An 18,280-nucleotide genomic window follows, 5' to 3' on the forward strand; every position below is an offset into this window, starting at 1 on the left:
GTGTCGGGGGTTTACAGTTAAAAAGACGCTCCGTATAGTGCGCGCCATCGACGACGGACAACGTTGCCGATACTGCCCAGATGGTGAAATTGGTAGACACGCCAGCTTCAGGTGCTGGTGACCGCAAGGTCGTGGAAGTTCGAGTCTTCTTCTGGGCACCAATTTCGAGCTTGAGATTAGTTCAATTTCAAGGCTCACACAAAAACCCGCGAAAGCGGGTTTTTGCATTTTGGAGATCTGATTTAATAATTTTAAATCAGGGGTTTACAGATCAAATTGCTCTCCGTATAGTGCGCCACATCAACAGCGGCAACGCTAGTGATGAAATGCCCAGATGGTGAAATTGGTAGACACGCCAGCTTCAGGTGCTGGTGACCGCAAGGTCGTGGAAGTTCGAGTCTTCTTCTGGGCACCAATTCAAATTCAAGGTTACGGCCTTGAATTTCACAGAAACCCGCGACAGCGGGTTTTTGCGTTTCCGGGGTTTGAAAACCTGCCCGCACAGAGCCCATTTGAGAAACAATATCGTTTATCATTGTTGCAAGTTTTTGCAATGCGACAGTGAGGAACCCTGCGAATGATGTTTCGAAATACCCTGCGCCGCGGCTTGACCACCACCCTGCTCGGCCTGGCGCTCGCCACTCCCCTCATTCAGGCCGCCGATCCTGTTTCCCTGACGCTCTATAACGGCCAGCACAAGGAAGTCGGCGATGCTGTCGCCAAAGCCTTCGAAGCCAAGACCGGCATTCACGTCAATGTGCGCAAGGGCAGCAGCAACCAGCTCGCCAGCCAGGTGGTCGAAGAAGGTGATCGCTCCCCTGCCGACGTGATCTACACCGAAGAGTCGCCGCCGCTGAACAAGCTCGGCGAGCAAGGCCTGCTGGCCAAGGCCGATGACGCCACGCTGGCAGTGCTGCCCAAGGACTATGTTGCCGGCAACGGCACCTGGATTGGCGTCACTGCCCGGGTGCGCGTCGTCGCGTTCAACCCGAAACTGATCGACGAGAAAGACCTGCCGAAGTCAGTGATGGAATTCTCCGATCCAAAATGGCAAGGCAAGGTCGGCTTCGTACCCACCAGCGGTGCGTTCCAGGAACAAGCCGTGGCAATCATCAAGGTGCATGGCATGGAGGCGGCCGAAGAATGGCTGACCGGCCTGCGCGCCTTCGGCAAGACCTACAGTAACAACATGGTTGCACTCAAAGCCGTGGAAAACGGCGAAGTGGCGACGGTACTGGTGAACAACTACTACTGGTTCGCCTTGCAACGTGAAAAAGGCCAGCTCGATTCGAAACTGCATTACTTCACCGGCGGCGACGTCGGCGGCCTGATTACCGTATCGAGTGCGGCCGTGCTGAAATCCAGCAAACATCCAAAAGAAGCCCAGCAACTGCTCGCCTACATGGCCAGCGAAGAAGGCCAGCGCGTGATCACCCAGACCACCGCCGAATACCCGCTGCATAAAGGCATGCAATCGGATCGTGGCCTCAAGCCGTTCAGCGAACTGCAAGCACCGAAAGTCACACCTGCCGACCTCGGCAATGCCGAAGAAGCCCTGGACCTTGAACGCGAGGTTGGCCTGAACTGATGAGCGCATCGCTAACCGCCCCTGCCTCTTATGGCCAGTACGTGCCAAGGCGCAAGCGGCCGTCCATCTGGCTGGTACTGCCGGTTCTGCTACTGGTCGTGCTCAGCTTGCTGCCCCTGGCTTACGTCGGCCTGAAGGCCTGGCAAGCGGGCTGGGCCGAAGCGCTGCACCTGCTGTGGCGGCCATATGTGTTCGGCCTGTTGCGCAATACCTTGGCGCTGATGGTTGGCGTTACGCTGGCCTGCGGCGTGATCGGCCTGTCGCTGGCCTGGCTGCTGGAACGCAGCAATTTGCCGGGGCGGCGCTTGTGGGGCGTGATCCTGTGCTTGCCGTTCGCCGTGCCGGCGTTTGTCAGCAGTTTTACCTGGGTGTCGCTGAGCGCTCATTTCGAAGGGCTTGGCGGGGCGATCCTGGTGATGAGCCTGTCCAAATACCCGCTGATTTTTCTGCCGGTCGCAGCCACCCTGCGCAATCTCGACCCCTCCCTGGAAGAGTCGGCCCGCACCCTGGGGCAGAATCGCTGGGGGGTATTTTTCCGTGTCACCCTGCCGCTGCTCTGGCCTTCGCTGCTGGCGGGGTCGCTGCTGATTGCCCTGCACATGCTGGTGGAATTCGGCGCGCTGTCGATTATTGGCCTGCAGACCTTCACCACCGCGATCTATCAACAGTTCGAACTGGAGTTCAGTAACGCCAACGCCGCGATGCTCTCGGCGGTGCTGCTGGCGCTGTGCCTGATGTTGCTGTGGCTGGAGCTTCGCGTTCGCGGCAAGGGCCGGCACGTGCGCACAGGCCAGGGTGCGGCGCGCCAGGCGGAACAGGTTCGGTTGGGCCCCTGGATGGTGGCCGGGCAACTGTATTGCCTGTTGCTGGCGATCATCGGCAGTGGCATTCCACTGGGGATGCTGGCGTACTGGCTGGCCGTGGGCTCGTCGGCGGCATTTCCGGTGGCGGCCATCGGCGAGGCGCTGCTTTCATCCCTGGCACTGTCGTTGGGCGGCGCGGGGCTATGCCTTGTTCTGGCGTTGCCGGTGGGACTGCTGGTGGTGCGCTACAAAGGCCCGTTGGCGATTTGGGCCGAACGCCTGCCCTATCTGCTGCACGCGCTACCAGGACTGGTGATCGCGCTGACCCTGGTGTACTTCGCGTTGCACTATGTGCCAGCGCTGTACCAGACGTCGATGCTGTTGCTGATCGCTTACGCGCTACTGTTCTTGCCGCTGGCCCAGGCGCCAATACGCACAGCACTGAACAAGGCCGCTCCGCAACTGGAAGAAGCGGCACGCACCTTGGGCGCATCTTCGTTCAGTGCGTTTTGCCGGGTGACGTTGCCGATCATCTTTCCGGCGCTGGGAGCGGCGTTTGCACTGGTGTTCCTGGATGCGATGAAGGAGCTGACGGCGACCTTGCTGTTGAGCCCGACCGGGCTCAATACCCTGGCCACGGAGGTCTGGGCGCATACCGCGAATGTGGAGTTTGCGGCGGCGGCGCCTTATGCGGCGTTGTTGATTCTGGTATCGGGGTTGCCGGTTTATTTGCTTACGACCCGGATGTATTTGAGTCGTTGAGTCCGTCATCGCGAGCAGGATCGCTGCCACAGGTCTCGGTAGATCAACAGTGGGAGCGAGCCTGCTCGCGATGAGGCCCGCCCGGACAACCCATCAAGCCCTGAACTGCCCCAGGCTCGCTTTCAACTGCGCCGCCAGGCCATCGAGCACCTTGCCGCTGGCCGTGGTTTCCACCACCGCCTGGGCCGCCTTCTCGGCCTGCACATGAATGGTCTCGACCCGACCGCGTACCGCCTGGGCTCCGCGGGCCTGGTGCTCGGCGGCCTGGGTCGCCAGACCGATCGCCGTGTGCACCTGCTCGACCGAAGCCTGCACCGATTGCTGCAACCGCGCACTGTCACGCAGGACCAGAAGGCCCTCACTGGCCTGACGCCCGGCCTGGCCGATGGCCGCCACGGCTTCACGTGCGCCTTGCTGCAACGCCACGATATGCGCCTGGATATCGCCGGTGGAGCTTTGCGTCTTGCTCGCCAACGCACGCACCTCATCAGCCACCACCGCAAACCCGCGCCCGGTTTCGCCCGCACGCGCCGCCTCAATGGCCGCGTTCAGCGCCAGCAGGTTGGTCTGCTCGGCAATACCGTGGATCACCGTCAGTACCACTTCGATCTGCTCACTCTGCTGCGCCAGGCGCTCGATCACTTGCGCCCCGGTTTCGACCTGGCCGGCCAACGCTTCAATCAGGTTGCCGACTTTCGCCGAGGTCCGGGTGTTTTCGTCGGTGGCCTGACGAATATCCACCACCTGCTTCAGCGCCGCTTGCATGGCCTGGCTTTCGGACTGCGCCTCATCCGCCATGCGCGACAAGGCCCGCAGGCTTTCAGCTACCTCATCGCGCTGCATGCCTGCCGCCGCATCGGCCCCCGCGTTACGCAGCGTCATGGCGCCGATTTCCACACCGGTACGCTGAGCGACATCACCCGCCTCGCGCACGATCGGCTGCAACTTGTCGACAAAACGATTGACCGCCGAAGCCATGTCACCGATTTCATCCTTGCTGCTGATCTGCACGCGCTTGGTCAGATCGCCCTCGCCCGCCGCCAGGTCGTCCATGGCGACAATCAACATCTTCAGGCGATTGACCACTCGACGCCCGAGCACGACCGCCAGCAACAGCAGGACACCAAAACCCACCACCGCCAGGCTCAAGCCGATACGCCAGCGCAAGGTTGCCGCGGCCTCCTGCACGGTGCCGGTGGTGTTGGCTTTCATTTCAGCGGCCGTGGACTGGGCCGATTGCAGACGCGCACGCATGGCGGCAGCGCTGTCGGCCGCTGCGCCTTTCAGGCTGTCGCCTACCAGTTGGTCGCCACTGGCGATCAAGGCCGCAAAGCGCTTGTCCAGCGCCGCCAGATCGGCCTCCACCGAGGCCGTCGAAACGCCCATCAGGACCTTGCCGATTTCCACGCCATTAGGGTTGATCGTGGCCTCGATGTAGAAGACCGACGGATCGTTCTTCGCGGCGTCCAGCACCTTGTCCAGCGCGCGGTCGCCCTGGCCTTTTTCCAGCAGGGCCTTGTTGATCGGGTTTTCCCGGTTGAGGTAGCGCGTCAGATGCTGGCCCGTGGCGTCGTCGTACACCACAAACAGGACGTTGGGGTTGCGCTGGGCCCGACGGGCAAATTCGGACAAGGTCGGAACGTCGTTGTCCCACATGGCGCGCGGAGCCACCGAGGCCAGGAGCTGCGCCATGTCGCTGGCAGAGTCCTTCAGGTCTTTTTCCAGGGTCGAACGCAACTGTGCCTGCTCGTCCTTCAGCCGCGCAGACAAGCCAGCGGTAAGGCGCTGACGCGTACTGGCGGACAGGCTGTCGAGGCTCGACGTGACTTCACGCCCAGCCTGCTCAAGTTCACCGGAGAGTTTTTGACTGTCCGCGCCCAGGCGCTGACCGAGATCGGCTTCCAGCGCGGTCACGGTGCTCCGGGTCAGCGCGACCGCCACCAGTACCTGCACCAAAAGGGCGATACCGAGGGTAACGAATACGGGCCGCAACAAACGGCTTTGTAACAATGAGAGAACGGCCGACACTTGAAATCCCTCTGCATGAGCGCCATTAAATTGATGGCACGCCCGAAATGACGCTTCAGGCAAAGCTAATAGCAAAGGTCATGCCGTTCGACAGGCATAAACGACAAAGGCCCCTATAAAGGGGCCTTTGTGTTTTACATCAACAGCTTATCAAGCGAACGGATGGCGCAGAACGATGGTTTCGTTACGGTCCGGACCCGTCGAAATAATGTCGATCGGCGCACCGATCAGCTCTTCGACGCGTTTGATGTAAGCACGGGCGTTAGCTGGCAGCTCTTCCAGGGTCTTGGCACCCACGGTTGACTCGGTCCAGCCCGGCACTTCTTCGTACACAGGCTGCAAGCCCACGTAGCTGTCTGCATCAGTCGGGGCAACGGCGTTGCCTTCTGCATCTTTATAACCGACGCAGATGTTGATGGTTTCCAGACCGTCGAGCACGTCCAGCTTGGTCAGGCAGATGCCCGAGATGCTGTTCACATCGATAGCGCGACGCAGGATAACGGCGTCGAACCAGCCGCAACGACGAGCACGGCCGGTAGTCGCGCCGAACTCGTGACCTTGTTTAGCCAGGTGCGCACCGACTTCGTCGAACAGCTCAGTCGGGAATGGGCCCGAACCTACACGCGTGGTGTAAGCCTTGGTGATACCGAGGATGTAGTCCAGGAACATAGGGCCAACACCCGAACCGGTAGCTACGCCGCCAGCGGTGGTGTTAGAGCTGGTCACGTACGGGTAGGTACCGTGGTCGATGTCCAGCAGGGAGCCTTGGGCGCCTTCGAACATGATGTCTTTGCCAGCGCGACGCAGGTCGTGCAACTCGGCAGTCACGTCCAGCATCAGCGGCTTGAGCAGCTCCGCGTATTCCTTGCATTCTGCCAGGGTCTTGTCGAATTCGATGGCTGGCTCTTTGTAGTAACCCACCAGCATGAAGTTGTGGTAATCCACCAGTTCACGCAGTTTGTCTTCAAAGCGCGGCATGTTGAGCAGGTCGCCCACACGCAGGCCACGACGTGCAACCTTGTCTTCGTAGGCCGGGCCGATGCCGCGACCGGTGGTGCCGATCTTCAGCTCGCCGCGGGCCTTTTCACGGGCCTGGTCCAGCGCTACGTGGAAGGACAGGATCAGTGGGCAGGACGGGCTGATACGCAGGCGCTCACGCACCGGTACGCCTTTTTCTTCCAGCTTGGTGATCTCGCGCAGCAGGGCGTCAGGTGCAACGACCACGCCGTTGCCGATCAGGCACTGCACGCCTTCGCGCAGCACGCCCGAGGGGATCAGGTGCAAGACGGTCTTTTCACCGTCGATCACCAGGGTGTGGCCAGCGTTGTGGCCACCCTGGTAGCGCACTACGGCGGCAGCATGTTCGGTTAGCAGATCAACGATCTTGCCTTTGCCCTCATCACCCCACTGGGTGCCCAGGACTACGACATTCTTACCCATAACACTTGTCCTCATTCGCGCAAACTTGGTGCCGGCGGCAGCCGGCGGGAAAACTCAAGAAGCCAGTGGCGATACTTGCCAAAGCCCGTTCTGCTGGATCAATTGCCGGTCGCAGTCCGCTTCACGGGCGGCGGCCAATGGCTGCCCAGGCAAAGCCTGGACGACACGCTGACCCTCACTGCGCAACTGGCAAACCGTCTGCCAGAGTGCCGCATCCGTACTGTCAGGCATCCAGATACCGCCAGACGGTAGCTCGATCTCAGCACGCCCCAGGGTCACCAGGGTTTTCAAATCAGTGGAGAAGCCGGTGGCCGGACGGGCACGACCGAAGTCGGCACCGATGTCGTCGTAGCGACCGCCCTGGGCGATGGACTGGCCAACACCCGGCACGAACACGGCGAACACCACACCGGTGTGATAGTGGTAACCACGCAGCTCGCCCAGGTCGAAGTACAGCGGCAACTCCGGGAACCGCACGGACAGACGCTCGGCAATCGCCAGCAGGTCATCCAGCGCCGCCAGTACCGGGGCCGGGGCCTTGGCCAGGCGCTCACGCGCAGCCGCCAGCACTTCACGGCCGCCACACAGGTCGACCAACGCGCGCAGCATGCCCGACAAGTCAGCCGGCAAGCCTTCGGTCAAGGTAATGACCTCGTCGATGGCCTTACGTTGCAACGCGTCGAACAACTGTTGTTCAACTTCCCCGGACAAACCGGCGGCACGAGCCAGGCCGCGGTAGATACCGACATGCCCCAGGTCCATGTGCACATCCGGCACATCGGCCAGTTGCAGCATGGCGAGCATCAGGCTGATGACTTCCACGTCGCTGCCGGGACTGGCATCGCCATACAACTCGGCGCCTAGCTGGATCGGGCTGCGCGAGGACGACAAGGCACGCGGCTGGGCATGCAGCACGCTACCGGCATAACACAGGCGGCTCGGACCTTCGCGACGCAAGGTATGCGCATCGATGCGCGCTACTTGCGGCGTGATGTCGGCACGGAAACCCATCTGCCGGCCCGATTGCGGGTCGATGACCTTGAAGGTCCGCAGGTCCAGGTCCTGGCCCGCGCCGGTCAGCAGGGATTCCAGGTACTCGATATGGGGAGTCACGACAAACTCGTAACCCCAGCTCTGGAACAGATCCAACACCTGGCGACGCGCGACTTCAATGCGCGCCGCTTCAGGTGGCAGTACTTCTTCGATGCCATCTGGCAGAAGCCAGCGGTCTACCGTTGCCATTACGCCTTCCCCTGTATCCGGGCGGTCAGCCTTTGGCCGAGCCTTGAGTGAAGCAGAAAATGATCAGCCCATGTGCATAAATCAGGCGCAGGAGCAACGAAGCGAAACGCCTGTTACCGGCTTCGCCAATCACTTTCCTCGAAAAACCTGTCGAGCATTCAGCTCGGGCACCTGCACAAAACAGCAATCAAACGTGCAGACGCAAAAAAGCCGGGAATTTCCCGGCTGCCGCATCATACACTCGTTTTCCCAAAGGATCACCCCGCCAGAGGTATTAGCCGCCCGGCGGGATGCATCAGGTCAACGTCGTATCAAGGCTTGGCTTTTTCCAGGTAGTGGAAGAAGTCACTGCTTGGGTCCAGGACCAGGACGTCGGATTTGTTCGCGAAGCTTTCACGGTAGGCACGCAGGCTACGGTAGAACGCGTAGAACTCCTGATCCTGACCGTATGCCTTGGAGTAGATCGAAGCGGCCTGTGCGTCACCGTCACCGCGAATCTCTTCAGATTCACGATAGGCTTCGGCCAGCAGCACGCGGCGTTGACGATCGGCGTCGGCACGGATGCCTTCAGCCAGCTCGTTACCCTTGGCGCGGTGCTCGCGAGCTTCACGCTCACGCTCGGTGCTCATACGTTCGAACACGCTGCGGTTCACTTCCTTCGGCAGGTCGATGGTCTTGACCCGAACATCGACAACCTCGATGCCCAGCTCTTTTTCGGCCATCTTGTTCAGCGAAGCGGTGATATCCGCCATCAGCGCATCGCGCTCACCGGACACCACTTCGTGCAAGGTGCGCTTACCGAACTGGTCACGCAGGCCAGACTCGAGACGACGGGACAGACGCTCGTCGGCAATCTGCTTCAGTCCGGAAGTCGCGGTGTAGAAACGCTCGGCATCCTTCACCCGCCACTTGGCGTAGGCATCGACCATCACGGCTTTCTTTTCCAGTGTCAGGAAGCGTTGTGTCGGTGCATCCAGCGTCATCAGGCGTGCGTCAAATTTACGCACCTGGTTAACGTAGGGCACTTTCACATGCAGGCCTGGCTGAACATCGGTCTGGACCACGCGACCGAACTGCAGCAACACCGCGCGCTCGGTCTGAGCCACGATGTAGAAGCAGTTCCAGGCAGCGATCGCCACGACGACGCCGACAATAAGGGCGATCAGCGATTTATTGCTCATCAGCGACTCTCCCTGGTACGTGCTTGCTGTTGCTGCAGATCAGCTGCCGCACGCGCATTCGCTTCATTGCTGGTGGCTGCCGCGCCGGTCACCTGGGTGCTGGTGCCGCGACCACTTTCGACCATCTTGTCCAGAGGCAGGTACAGCAGGTTGCTCTGGCCATTCTTGTTGCCGGTCACGAGAACCTTGCTGGTGTTGCTGAAGACTTCCTGCATGGTGTCCAGGTACAGACGCTGGCGGGTGACTTCAGGTGCCTTGCGATACTCGGCAACCAGCTTGGTGAAACGATCGGCCTCACCCTTGGCGCGCGAGACGGTTTCGTCACGGTAGCCATTGGCATCTTCAAGGATACGCTGGGCCTGGCCACGGGCTTCCGGCACGACGCCGTTGGCATAGGTTTCAGCCTGGTTGCGCGAACGCTGCTCGTCTTCACGGGCGCGGATCACGTCATCGAAGGCTTCTTGCACTTCACGCGGTGCAGCTGCGCTCTGTACGTTGACCTGGGTGACGGTGATACCGGTGCGATAGGTATCCATGAAGCGTTGCAGGCGCTCCTTGATTTCGCTGGCCATCAATTCACGACCTTCGGTCAGCACCTGGTCCATTGCAGTGGAACCCACCACATGACGCAGGGCGCTGTCGGTCGCGTGCTGCAGGCTGATTTCCGGCTGATCGACGCTCAGCACGAAGTCCTGCAGGTTGCTGATCTTGTACTGCACGGTCAGCGGCACTTCGACGATGTTTTCGTCTTCAGTCAGCATTTGACCTTGCTTGGTATACGCCCGCTCACGCGTGACGTTTTCCATGTACTTCTTGTCGATTGGCGGGAAGTAGATATTCAGGCCAGGTCCGACGGTTTCGTAGTACTTGCCGAAGCGCAGCACCACGGCTTGCTCCTGCTCGTCGACGACATAGACCGCGCTGTACAGCCATACGGCCGCCAACACGACCAGGCCGATGCCGAGCAGACCGCCGAAGCCGCCACTCTTGCCCGAACCACCGCCGTCATCACCACGTTTCTTACCACCACCGAACAACCCGTTCAGGCTTTCCTGCAGCTTTCGGAAGGCCTCGTCGAGATCTGGCGGTCCCTTGCGGTCGCCGTTATTGCGACGCTTGCCACCCCAAGGATCCTGATTATTCGAGTTGCCACCCGGCTCATTCCAAGCCATAGCGCTCTCCATCTGATAAAGCAAAGACGCACCCACGGCGCGCCGACCAATGCTACAGAATGCCTGTCACCACGGCACAACCGCTTTCTCAGGCTTTTATTGCAAAGTGTGTTGCTCGATGAATTCCATCGGCTGCAATCCTTCGCGGCTTACCAGTCGATTCAACTCGACCCGGGGCAAACGAACGGCCAGCAAACTGATGCCTTCTTCGTCGTGTTCTTCTTTTTGCACCGCACCGAGTTCGAAAAACTGCGCACGCAGTCGGGCGAATCGTTGCGGCAAGCGCAGAGTACCGATAAACAAATCACTGCCAAGTAATTCGGCAATGGCTTGCTCAAGCAATTCCAGACCAGTGCCATCACGCGCCGACAGCCAGACCCGCTGGGGCTTGCCGTTTTCGTCGCGCTGGATTTGTGGCTCAACGCCTTCAAGCAAATCGAGTTTGTTATAGACCTCGAGGATCGGCAAGTCCTGGGCACCAATCTCGCCCAGCACCACCATCACCTGCTCGATCTGCAACATGCGATCCGGTTCCGCCGCATCGATCACGTGCAACAACAGGTCGGAGTTGCTCGACTCTTCGAGGGTAGACCGAAATGCCTCGACCAGCTTGTGGGGCAAGTGGCGAATGAAACCTACCGTGTCCGCCAGGACAATCGGCCCAAGATCGTCCAGATCCAGACGGCGAAGGGTCGGGTCCAGTGTGGCAAACAATTGGTCAGCCGCGTAGACGTCGGATTTCGTCACATTATTGAACAGCGTGGATTTACCGGCGTTGGTATATCCCACCAGCGACACGGTAGGGATATCCGCACGTGAACGGCCACGTCGCGACTGCTCGCGCTGGCTGCGCACTTTCTCCAGCCGGCCCTTGATCTGGCGCAGGCGAACCCGCAGCAAGCGGCGGTCAGTTTCCAGCTGGGTTTCACCAGGGCCACGCATGCCAATACCGCCACCCTGGCGCTCAAGGTGAGTCCACCCGCGAACCAGCCGGGTGCTCATGTGGTCAAGCTGGGCCAGTTCTACCTGGAGCTTGCCTTCATGGGTACGGGCGCGCTGGGCGAAAATATCGAGGATCAGGCCGGTACGGTCGATCACGCGACACTCGAAAACACGTTCGAGGTTACGTTCCTGACTGGGCGTGAGGACGTGATTGAAAATCACCAGATCGGCTTCTTCGGCTTTGACCAGGTCGCGCAGTTCCTCGACCTTGCCGCTGCCAATCAGGAATTTGGCGGTTGGCCGATGACGCGGCACGTTAAAAAACGCAACGGTCTCGGCGCCAGCCGAATTAGCCAGTTCCTGAAACTCCTGCGGGTCTTCGCGCGCCTCAGGGTCCTGTCCATCCAAGTGAACGAGTATGACTCGCTCACCACCACCGTGGCGCTCAAAGAACAAAGGAGACTCCTATCAGGCGTTACCTGGCTCAGCATCACCCGCTTCCGATTCGGTTGCGCTAGGCAGACGAATTGGACGAACCGGCACTACTGTAGAGATAGCGTGTTTGTAGACCATTTGGCTGACGGTGTTTTTCAGCAGGATAACGAACTGGTCGAAAGACTCGATCGTACCTTGCAGTTTGATACCGTTGACCAGGTAGATGGACACCCCAACTTTCTCTTTACGTAAAGTATTCAAGTAAGGGTCTTGTAGCGAATGCCCTTTTGACATGTGCCGCACTCCTTTAAGGATTCAAAATAAAAAAATAGGTAAACAGATGGCTTTGGCCGCCCCACCCCCAAGGATAGACGGCAATTGCAAGGACTCAGCTCAATATGGAGATGGTCCCAAGGTATTTCAAGGCGCGCGGCAGATTGTCGCAATCGAGGCTGTCCAGCCAGTGTAAATCAGCCCAACTGCGAAGCCAGGTGAACTGGCGTTTCGCCAATTGGCGCGTGGCAATGATTCCACGCTCCTGCATCTCGGCTGACGTCAGCTTGCCATCCAGGTAATCCCAGACTTGGCGGTAGCCTACCGCACGTATAGACGGCAACCCGGTATGCAGGTCACTTCTATTACGCAGGGCTACGACCTCGTCGATGAATCCCTGTTCCAACATTAAAGTGAATCTTTGTTTAATTCGCTCGTGCAATACCTGGCGATTCGCCGGAGCAATGGCCAAGTTCGCGACAGTATAGGGCAATTGTTGCCGTCCTGAAGCGGCTGCTTCAGTACTTTGCGCAGATTGTTGCAAGCGCAGCTCAGTCATGCTCTGACCACTGACACGAAAAACTTCCAATGCTCGACTCAGGCGCTGAGGATCGTTCGGATGAATACGTGCCGCGGAAACCGGGTCAATGACCGCCAACTGCTCGTGCAACGCCTGCCACCCAAGGCGGGCGGCCTCTTCTTCGATCTGCGCGCGGATTTCCGGATCGGCGGCCGGCATATCCGCGAGCCCTTCGACCAACGCCTTGTAATAGAGCATCGTTCCGCCCACCAACAGCGGAATTTTACCCCGCGCGGTAATCTCGGCCATGGCTTGCAGGGCATCGCGACGAAAATCCGCTGCCGAATAAGCCTCGGCCGGGTCGAGAATATCGATCAAGCGGTGCGGAAATTCGGCCAACAGCTCTTTCGATGGCTTGGCGGTACCAATGTCCATGCCACGGTAGACCAGTGCCGAATCGACGCTGATCAGTTCGCAGGGCAGGACTTTGGTGAGTTCGATGGCCAGGTCGGTCTTGCCGGCGGCGGTTGGACCCATCAGGAAAATCGCAGGAGGGAGCTGGCTCATCAACGACCGCGCAAGAACAGTTTGTCCAGATCGTCCAGCCCCAGTTGGGTCCAGGTCGGTCGGCCATGGTTGCATTGACCGCTGCGCTCGGTGTTTTCCATGTCGCGCAGCAGACCGTTCATTTCCGGCAGGGCCAGGCGCCGATTGGCGCGGACCGCGCCGTGGCAGGCCATGGTCCCGAGCAGTTCGTTCAGGTGCGCCTGAATCCGGTCGCTGGTGCCATATTCCATCAGGTCGGCCAGTACGTCACCCACCAGTCGATTGGCCTCGGCCTGCTTGAGCAAGGCCGGTATCTGCCGAATGGCCAGGGTTTCCGGGCCGAGGCGCTGCAGTTCGAAGCCCAGGCGCTGGAACCAGGCAGAGTGCTCTTCGGCGCAATCGGCTTCACGCTGACTGACCGCCAGGGTTTCCGGCACCAGCAATGGTTGCCCGCTCAAGCCTTCACTGGCCATGGCGACTTTCAGGCGTTCGTACATGATCCGCTCGTGAGCGGCATGCATGTCCACCAGCACCAGCCCCTGGGCGTTTTCCGAAAGGATGTAGATGCCTTTGAGCTGCGCCAGCGCATAGCCCAGCGGCGGAATGTCATCCTGACCGGCTGGCAGCGCGACCGCGTTGGCCTCGGGCAACGGCGCGAAGAACTCGCGATAGGCGGCCTGCGCTTCTGCAACCGGAACCGCTGACTGCGGGCGCGGGGTGTATTGATACTGATACCCGGCGCCAGAACCCGAACCGGCTGGCGCATTGAACGAAGGCTGGGCCTGAGGCTGCTCCAGCAGCGCGTTGGCGGCCAGGCGCATTTCCCCCTGCGGGCCAAACTCACCGGCTTCAAGGCCGGTAGGCCGCACTACGGCTGTCGCAACTGGTGCCGCCAGATGATCTTCCGGCCGCACATCGCCCAAGGCACGGTGCAAGGTGCCATAGAGGAAATCGTGAACCATGCGCCCTTCACGGAAGCGCACTTCGTGCTTGGTGGGGTGCACGTTGACGTCGACGCCCGTTGGATCGACTTCGAAAAACAGCACGAAGGTCGGATGCCGGCCATTGAACAGCACGTCGCGATAAGCCTGGCGCACGGCGTGCGCCACCAGTTTGTCGCGCACGGCACGGCCATTGACGAAGAAGTACTGCAAATCGGCCTGGCTGCGGTTGAAGGTCGGCAAGCCGACCCAGCCCCAGAGATGCAGGCCGTTGCGTTCTATTTCGATCGGCAGCGCCTGTTCCAGGAAACCTGGGCCGCAGATCGCCGCCACGCGCCGGGCACGGGCCGCATCATCGTGGGCCTCATGCAGGCTGAGGATGGTCTTGCCGTTGTGGCGCAGATGAAAGGCCACGTCGAAGCGCGCCAGGGCCAGGCGCCTGATCACCTCCTGCAGGTGATCGAATTCGGTTTTTTCGGTCTTGAGAAATTTACGCCGCGCCGGGGTATTGAAGAACAGGTCGCGCACTTCAACCGAAGTGCCCACCGGGTGGGCTGCGGGCTGTACCCGGGGCGCCATGTCACGGCCTTCGGTTTCGACCTGCCAGGCCTGATCGGCGTCACGGGTGCGGGAAGTCAGGGTCAGGCGCGCCACCGAACTGATCGATGCCAGGGCCTCGCCACGAAAGCCCAGGCTCATGACCTGTTCAAGATCCTCAAGATTGCGGATCTTGCTGGTGGCATGTCGCGCCAGGGCCAGCGGCAGGTCATCGGCAGAAATGCCGCTGCCATCGTCGCGCACCCGCAGCAACTTGACGCCGCCCTGCTCCACGTCGACGTCGATGCGCCTGGCGCCGGAGTCGAGGCTGTTTTCCAGCAGCTCCTTGATCACCGAGGCCGGGCGCTCGACCACCTCACCCGCAGCAATCTGGTTCGCCAGTCGCGGGCTGAGCAGCTCGATACGAGCGCCGTTGTTCACGACCTGATTCATTCCTTGGCCGCCAGTTCGGTGCCCGGGATGGTCAGGTGCTGACCGATCTTGAGCTCATCGCTCGACAGGTTGTTGGCGCTGCGCAGGGTAGCCGGCGACACCTGATAGCGTACCGCGATCATCGCCAGCGTCTCGCCCGGGTTTACCCGATGATCACGAGGGCCTTGGGCGATTTTTCCGGAATCACGCAGCCAGGCAATGTAAGTGCCCGGTGGCGGGTTCTGCTGGAAGAACTGGCGCACGCCGCTGCTGATGGAGCGAGCCAGCGCCTGCTGATGGCTCGCGGCTGCGAGTTTCGAGGCTTCGTTGGCGTTGGAAATGAACCCGGTTTCGACCAGGATCGACGGGATGTCCGGCGACTTCAGCACCATGAACCCGGCCTGCTCGACCCGCTGCTTGTGCAGGGGCGTGACCCGGCCGATGTTGCTCAGGACTTTCTGGCCGACGTTCAGGCTGGAAGTCAGGGACGCGGTCATCGACAGGTCGAGCAACACACCGGCAAGCATACGGTCCTTGTCGTCGAGGCTGACGTTGCCTGCACCACCGATCAGGTCAGAACGGTTTTCGCTGTCGGCCAGCCAGCGCGCGGTCTCCGAAGTGGCGCCGCGATCGGACAGGGCAAACACCGAGGCACCGAAGGCTGCGGCGGAAGGCGCGGCGTCGGCGTGAATCGAGACGAACAGGTCGGCGCCTTTCTTGCGGGCAATTTCCGTACGGCCACGCAACGGAATGAAATAGTCGCCGGTGCGAGTCAGTTCAGCGCGGAAACCCTTCATGCCACTGACCTGGCGCTGCAGTTCACGGGCGATCGCCAGTACCACGTCTTTCTCGCGCTGACCGCGAGAGCCGGAGGCGCCCGGGTCTTCACCGCCGTGACCGGCATCGATCACCACAATGATGTCGCGCTTGCCAGCCGGTGCTGGCGGCAACTTGATCGCCGGCTCCGAAGGCGTGACCGGCACGGCCGGTACTGTGGCCACCGAAGGAGTCGGCGCTGGCGGCGGCGCGGCATCGGCCGGGTTATCGAACAGATCGACCACCAGGCGATTGCCATACTGGGCGTTGGGCGCCAGGGAGAAGCTTTTCGGCGTCACGGCCTTTTTCAGGTCGATGACCACCCGCAGGTCGGTCGGCGTACGCTGGGCCGAACGCATGGCGGTGATCGGGGTGTTCGCGCTATTGACGTTCAACGGCGCACCAAGGGTCGCGCCATTGATGTCGATGACCAGGCGATCCGGGGACGTCAGCGTAAAGACGCTGTGCTGCACGGGGCCAGTCAGGTCAAACACCAGCCGCGTGTTATCCGGCGCCCGCCACAGGCGAACACTGTTGACCTTCGTCTCGGCCACAGCGTCGACGGTTACCGCCAGAAACAACACCCCTACGGCAGCAACCAACGCGCGAAAGCGCATACCTAACCCCATCATCTATTTGGATTCCAATGCCAAAGCGGCACACCAGGCCTCGCCACGCGAGCCCTGGGATAAAATTTTCAGCGAACGCCCGCTGTCTTGCGGGCTAATGGTAATGGTCAGGTCGGGCTTTGGCAAAAAGCCTGCACCTTTATCGGGCCACTCGATCAGGCACAGGGCATCGTCTTCGAAGTAGTCGCGAATGCCGAGAAACTCCAGCTCCTCCGGATCGACCAGGCGATACAGGTCGAAATGGAAGGCGCGGATGTCGCCGATCTCGTAGGGCTCGACCAGGGTGAAGGTCGGGCTTTTGACCGCACCGACATGCCCAAGGCCACGGATGATACCCCGAGACAACGTGGTTTTTCCCATTCCAAGATTACCTTCAAGGAAGATCAGGCCATGCCCCCCGGTGATACGGGCGATACGTGCGCCAAAGTCGCTCATGGCCTGCTCGTCGGCCAGGTACAGGGTTACTTCAGACACGGTGCTTGCTCCTCCAACAACTGACGAATGGCTGGTATCAGATCACTGGCCGCCAGCCCGCGGCCGAATTTACCCTGGCGCTCACCGGCATTGGCGTGCAGCCAGACCGCCAGGCAAGTCGCGTCGAACGTCGCCATGCCCTGAGCCAGCAATGCACCGACCAGCCCCGCCAGTACGTCACCCAGACCCGCGGTGGCCATTGCCGGATGGCCCTGATGACACACGGCAAGCCGCCCGTCAGGACTGGCGATCAGGCTACCGGCGCCCTTGAGCACGGCGACGGCGTTGTATTTTTTGCTCAGCGCGTGAACCGCCGCCGGCCGATCCGCCTGAACCTCGGCCGTACTGAGCCCCAGCAACCGCGCGGCCTCCCCCGGGTGCGGCGTGATCACACTCCTTTGGGGCAAGCTCACACGGCCCTCCGCCAGCAGGTTCAGCGCATCGGCGTCCCAGACTTGCGGCTGGGGTGCGTTGGCGGCCGCCGATAACAGGCTTCGCCCCCAGGCGCCCTTACCCAGTCCAGGGCCGATCACCAATACGGACACCTTCTGAAGCAAATCCATCAACTGATTGGCTGACACAGTGCCCAACACCATCGCCTCGGGGATCCGTGCCAGCGCCGCGGGCACATGTTCGGGGCGGGTCGCTACCGACACCATGCCCGCCCCGCTGCGCAGCGCACTTTGCGCGCTCAACAGGATCGCCCCGCCCAGCCCGCGATCGCCACCGATCAGCAGGACATGGCCGAAGCGGCCTTTATGGGAAGCAAGGGCTCGCGGGTTCAGAGGCGGCAGATTGCCAGCCATGAGGCGGCGAGCAGTCGCCGGCGCGCCCTCCAGCAGCTGCGGATCGGCGTGCAGGTCGTTGAACACCAGCTCACCCACGACATCCGCCGCATCACCGGTGAACAAGCCCAGTTTCAGCCCGATAAAGGTCACCGTCAGATCGGCGCGCACCGCGCAACCGAGGATGCGCCCGGTATCGGCGCACAGCCCCGAGGGGATATCCACTGCCGCCACGGCAAGGCCGCTGGCGTTGATTGCGGCGATGACACTGGCGTACGGCTCGCGCACCTCACCGGTCAGGCCTGTACCGAGCAAGGCATCGACAACGATGCCACGCAAGTCCGATGGCGCGCTCCACGCTTCGATCACAACGTTTTCTGACATGGCTTCGGCATGGGCCGTAGCCGCATCACCGCGCAGCTGCTGCGGATCGCCGGCCGCCAGCACCCGTACCGTCCACCCGCCACGCTTGGCCAGCACGGCAACCAGGTAACCGTCGCCAGCGTTATTGCCGTGACCGGTGACCACGGTCAGCTCGCTGCCCGCCGGCCATTGCCGGACCAGCGCCCGCCAGGTGGCCCGTGCGGCGCGCTGCATCAGTTCGAAGCCCGGGGTGCCGGCCGCGATCAGGCTCGCATCGAGTCCTCGGACCTGTGCGGCGCTGTACAGCGCGTCGGGTAAATCATCTTTAGCGTGCGGCATGCGTCTATAGGCTCCGATGTCTGGCAGAATTA

At 61.1% G+C, this 18,280-nt stretch carries 14 protein-coding genes and 2 tRNA genes; 4 read left to right on the forward strand and 12 right to left on the reverse strand.

Translation table 11 applies throughout. From position 1 onward, the window contains the following. Window positions 1–74 precede the first annotated feature (74 nt). The 4 genes from BKX96_RS21060 (at window position 75) to BKX96_RS21075 (ending at window position 3,153) form a co-directional block, all read left to right on the forward strand. Window positions 75–161, forward strand: a tRNA-Leu gene (locus BKX96_RS21060). A 167-nt stretch (window positions 162–328) separates the two neighbouring features. Next, a tRNA-Leu gene (locus BKX96_RS21065) sits at window positions 329–415 on the forward strand. A gap of 162 nt (window positions 416–577) precedes the next feature. Beyond that, a complete protein-coding gene (locus BKX96_RS21070; RefSeq protein WP_046819831.1) occupies window positions 578–1,588 on the forward strand; it encodes an extracellular solute-binding protein in 1,011 nt (336 codons plus the stop codon). Next, on the forward strand, window positions 1,588–3,153 hold the full coding sequence (locus BKX96_RS21075) for an ABC transporter permease (protein WP_046819832.1): 1,566 nt from the start codon (window positions 1,588–1,590) through the stop codon (window positions 3,151–3,153). Before BKX96_RS21070 ends, BKX96_RS21075 begins: the two co-directional genes overlap by 1 nt. A gap of 93 nt (window positions 3,154–3,246) precedes the next feature. On the opposite strand, the gene BKX96_RS21080 is transcribed toward BKX96_RS21075, so the two are convergent. The 12 genes from BKX96_RS21080 to BKX96_RS21135 form a co-directional block, all read right to left on the reverse strand. Further along, complete coding sequence (locus BKX96_RS21080; RefSeq protein WP_077185397.1) at window positions 3,247–5,181, reverse strand: methyl-accepting chemotaxis protein; 1,935 nt, start codon at window positions 5,179–5,181, stop codon at window positions 3,247–3,249. Window positions 5,182–5,331: 150 nt separating this feature from the next. Beyond that, window positions 5,332–6,621: an adenylosuccinate synthase gene (locus BKX96_RS21085; protein WP_046819834.1), complete on the reverse strand. Its 1,290-nt coding sequence runs from the start codon at window positions 6,619–6,621 to the stop codon at window positions 5,332–5,334. Between the two features lie 54 nt (window positions 6,622–6,675). Beyond that, window positions 6,676–7,863, reverse strand: coding sequence for an ATP phosphoribosyltransferase regulatory subunit (locus tag BKX96_RS21090; RefSeq protein ID WP_077185398.1), 1,188 nt, complete (start codon window positions 7,861–7,863; stop codon window positions 6,676–6,678). Window positions 7,864–8,174: 311 nt separating this feature from the next. Continuing rightward, on the reverse strand, window positions 8,175–9,044 hold the full coding sequence (gene hflC / locus BKX96_RS21095; protein WP_077185399.1) for a protease modulator HflC: 870 nt from the start codon (window positions 9,042–9,044) through the stop codon (window positions 8,175–8,177). After that, on the reverse strand, window positions 9,044–10,216 hold the full coding sequence (hflK, locus tag BKX96_RS21100) for an FtsH protease activity modulator HflK (protein WP_046819837.1): 1,173 nt from the start codon (window positions 10,214–10,216) through the stop codon (window positions 9,044–9,046). The genes hflC and hflK overlap by 1 nt, the downstream gene beginning before the upstream one ends. A gap of 96 nt (window positions 10,217–10,312) precedes the next feature. Further along, entirely contained in the window at window positions 10,313–11,614 is a 1,302-nt protein-coding gene (gene hflX, locus BKX96_RS21105; protein ID WP_046819838.1) for a ribosome rescue GTPase HflX, read from the reverse strand. A gap of 12 nt (window positions 11,615–11,626) precedes the next feature. Further along, window positions 11,627–11,887, reverse strand: a complete 261-nt coding sequence (hfq, locus tag BKX96_RS21110; protein ID WP_007902656.1) for an RNA chaperone Hfq — start codon at window positions 11,885–11,887, stop codon at window positions 11,627–11,629. A gap of 94 nt (window positions 11,888–11,981) precedes the next feature. After that, entirely contained in the window at window positions 11,982–12,953 is a 972-nt protein-coding gene (miaA, locus tag BKX96_RS21115; RefSeq protein ID WP_046819839.1) for a tRNA (adenosine(37)-N6)-dimethylallyltransferase MiaA, read from the reverse strand. Beyond that, window positions 12,953–14,863, reverse strand: a complete 1,911-nt coding sequence (mutL, locus tag BKX96_RS21120; protein ID WP_077185400.1) for a DNA mismatch repair endonuclease MutL — start codon at window positions 14,861–14,863, stop codon at window positions 12,953–12,955. Before mutL ends, miaA begins: the two co-directional genes overlap by 1 nt. Beyond that, window positions 14,860–16,290 carry an N-acetylmuramoyl-L-alanine amidase gene (locus BKX96_RS21125; RefSeq protein WP_046819841.1) on the reverse strand — a complete coding sequence of 477 codons (1,431 nt, stop codon included), beginning with the start codon at window positions 16,288–16,290 and terminating at the stop codon, window positions 14,860–14,862. Before BKX96_RS21125 ends, mutL begins: the two co-directional genes overlap by 4 nt. After that, on the reverse strand, window positions 16,291–16,761 hold the full coding sequence (gene tsaE / locus BKX96_RS21130; RefSeq protein WP_046819842.1) for a tRNA (adenosine(37)-N6)-threonylcarbamoyltransferase complex ATPase subunit type 1 TsaE: 471 nt from the start codon (window positions 16,759–16,761) through the stop codon (window positions 16,291–16,293). It abuts the gene before it with no gap. Beyond that, window positions 16,749–18,248 carry an NAD(P)H-hydrate dehydratase gene (locus BKX96_RS21135; protein WP_077185401.1) on the reverse strand — a complete coding sequence of 500 codons (1,500 nt, stop codon included), beginning with the start codon at window positions 18,246–18,248 and terminating at the stop codon, window positions 16,749–16,751. Before BKX96_RS21135 ends, tsaE begins: the two co-directional genes overlap by 13 nt. Window positions 18,249–18,280 lie beyond the last annotated feature (32 nt).

Origin of the sequence: Pseudomonas putida, from assembly GCF_001976065.1 — a bacterium.
GTDB lineage: Bacteria > Pseudomonadota > Gammaproteobacteria > Pseudomonadales > Pseudomonadaceae > Aquipseudomonas > Aquipseudomonas serbica.

Excerpts from the sequence above, each read along its gene's own strand:
- BKX96_RS21070 (WP_046819831.1), top strand. The coding sequence starts at position 578 with ATGATGTTTCGAAATACCCTGCGCCGCGGCTTGACCACCACCCTGCTC.
- BKX96_RS21075 (WP_046819832.1), top strand. The coding sequence starts at position 1,588 with ATGAGCGCATCGCTAACCGCCCCTGCCTCTTATGGCCAGTACGTGCCA.
- BKX96_RS21085 (WP_046819834.1), bottom strand. The coding sequence starts at position 6,621 with ATGGGTAAGAATGTCGTAGTCCTGGGCACCCAGTGGGGTGATGAGGGC.
- BKX96_RS21090 (WP_077185398.1), bottom strand. The coding sequence starts at position 7,863 with ATGGCAACGGTAGACCGCTGGCTTCTGCCAGATGGCATCGAAGAAGTA.
- hflC (WP_077185399.1), bottom strand. The coding sequence starts at position 9,044 with ATGAGCAATAAATCGCTGATCGCCCTTATTGTCGGCGTCGTCGTGGCG.
- hflK (WP_046819837.1), bottom strand. The coding sequence starts at position 10,216 with ATGGCTTGGAATGAGCCGGGTGGCAACTCGAATAATCAGGATCCTTGG.
- hfq (WP_007902656.1), bottom strand. The coding sequence starts at position 11,887 with ATGTCAAAAGGGCATTCGCTACAAGACCCTTACTTGAATACTTTACGT.
- miaA (WP_046819839.1), bottom strand. The coding sequence starts at position 12,953 with ATGAGCCAGCTCCCTCCTGCGATTTTCCTGATGGGTCCAACCGCCGCC.
- mutL (WP_077185400.1), bottom strand. The coding sequence starts at position 14,863 with ATGAATCAGGTCGTGAACAACGGCGCTCGTATCGAGCTGCTCAGCCCG.
- BKX96_RS21125 (WP_046819841.1), bottom strand. The coding sequence starts at position 16,290 with ATGATGGGGTTAGGTATGCGCTTTCGCGCGTTGGTTGCTGCCGTAGGG.
- BKX96_RS21135 (WP_077185401.1), bottom strand. The coding sequence starts at position 18,248 with ATGCCGCACGCTAAAGATGATTTACCCGACGCGCTGTACAGCGCCGCA.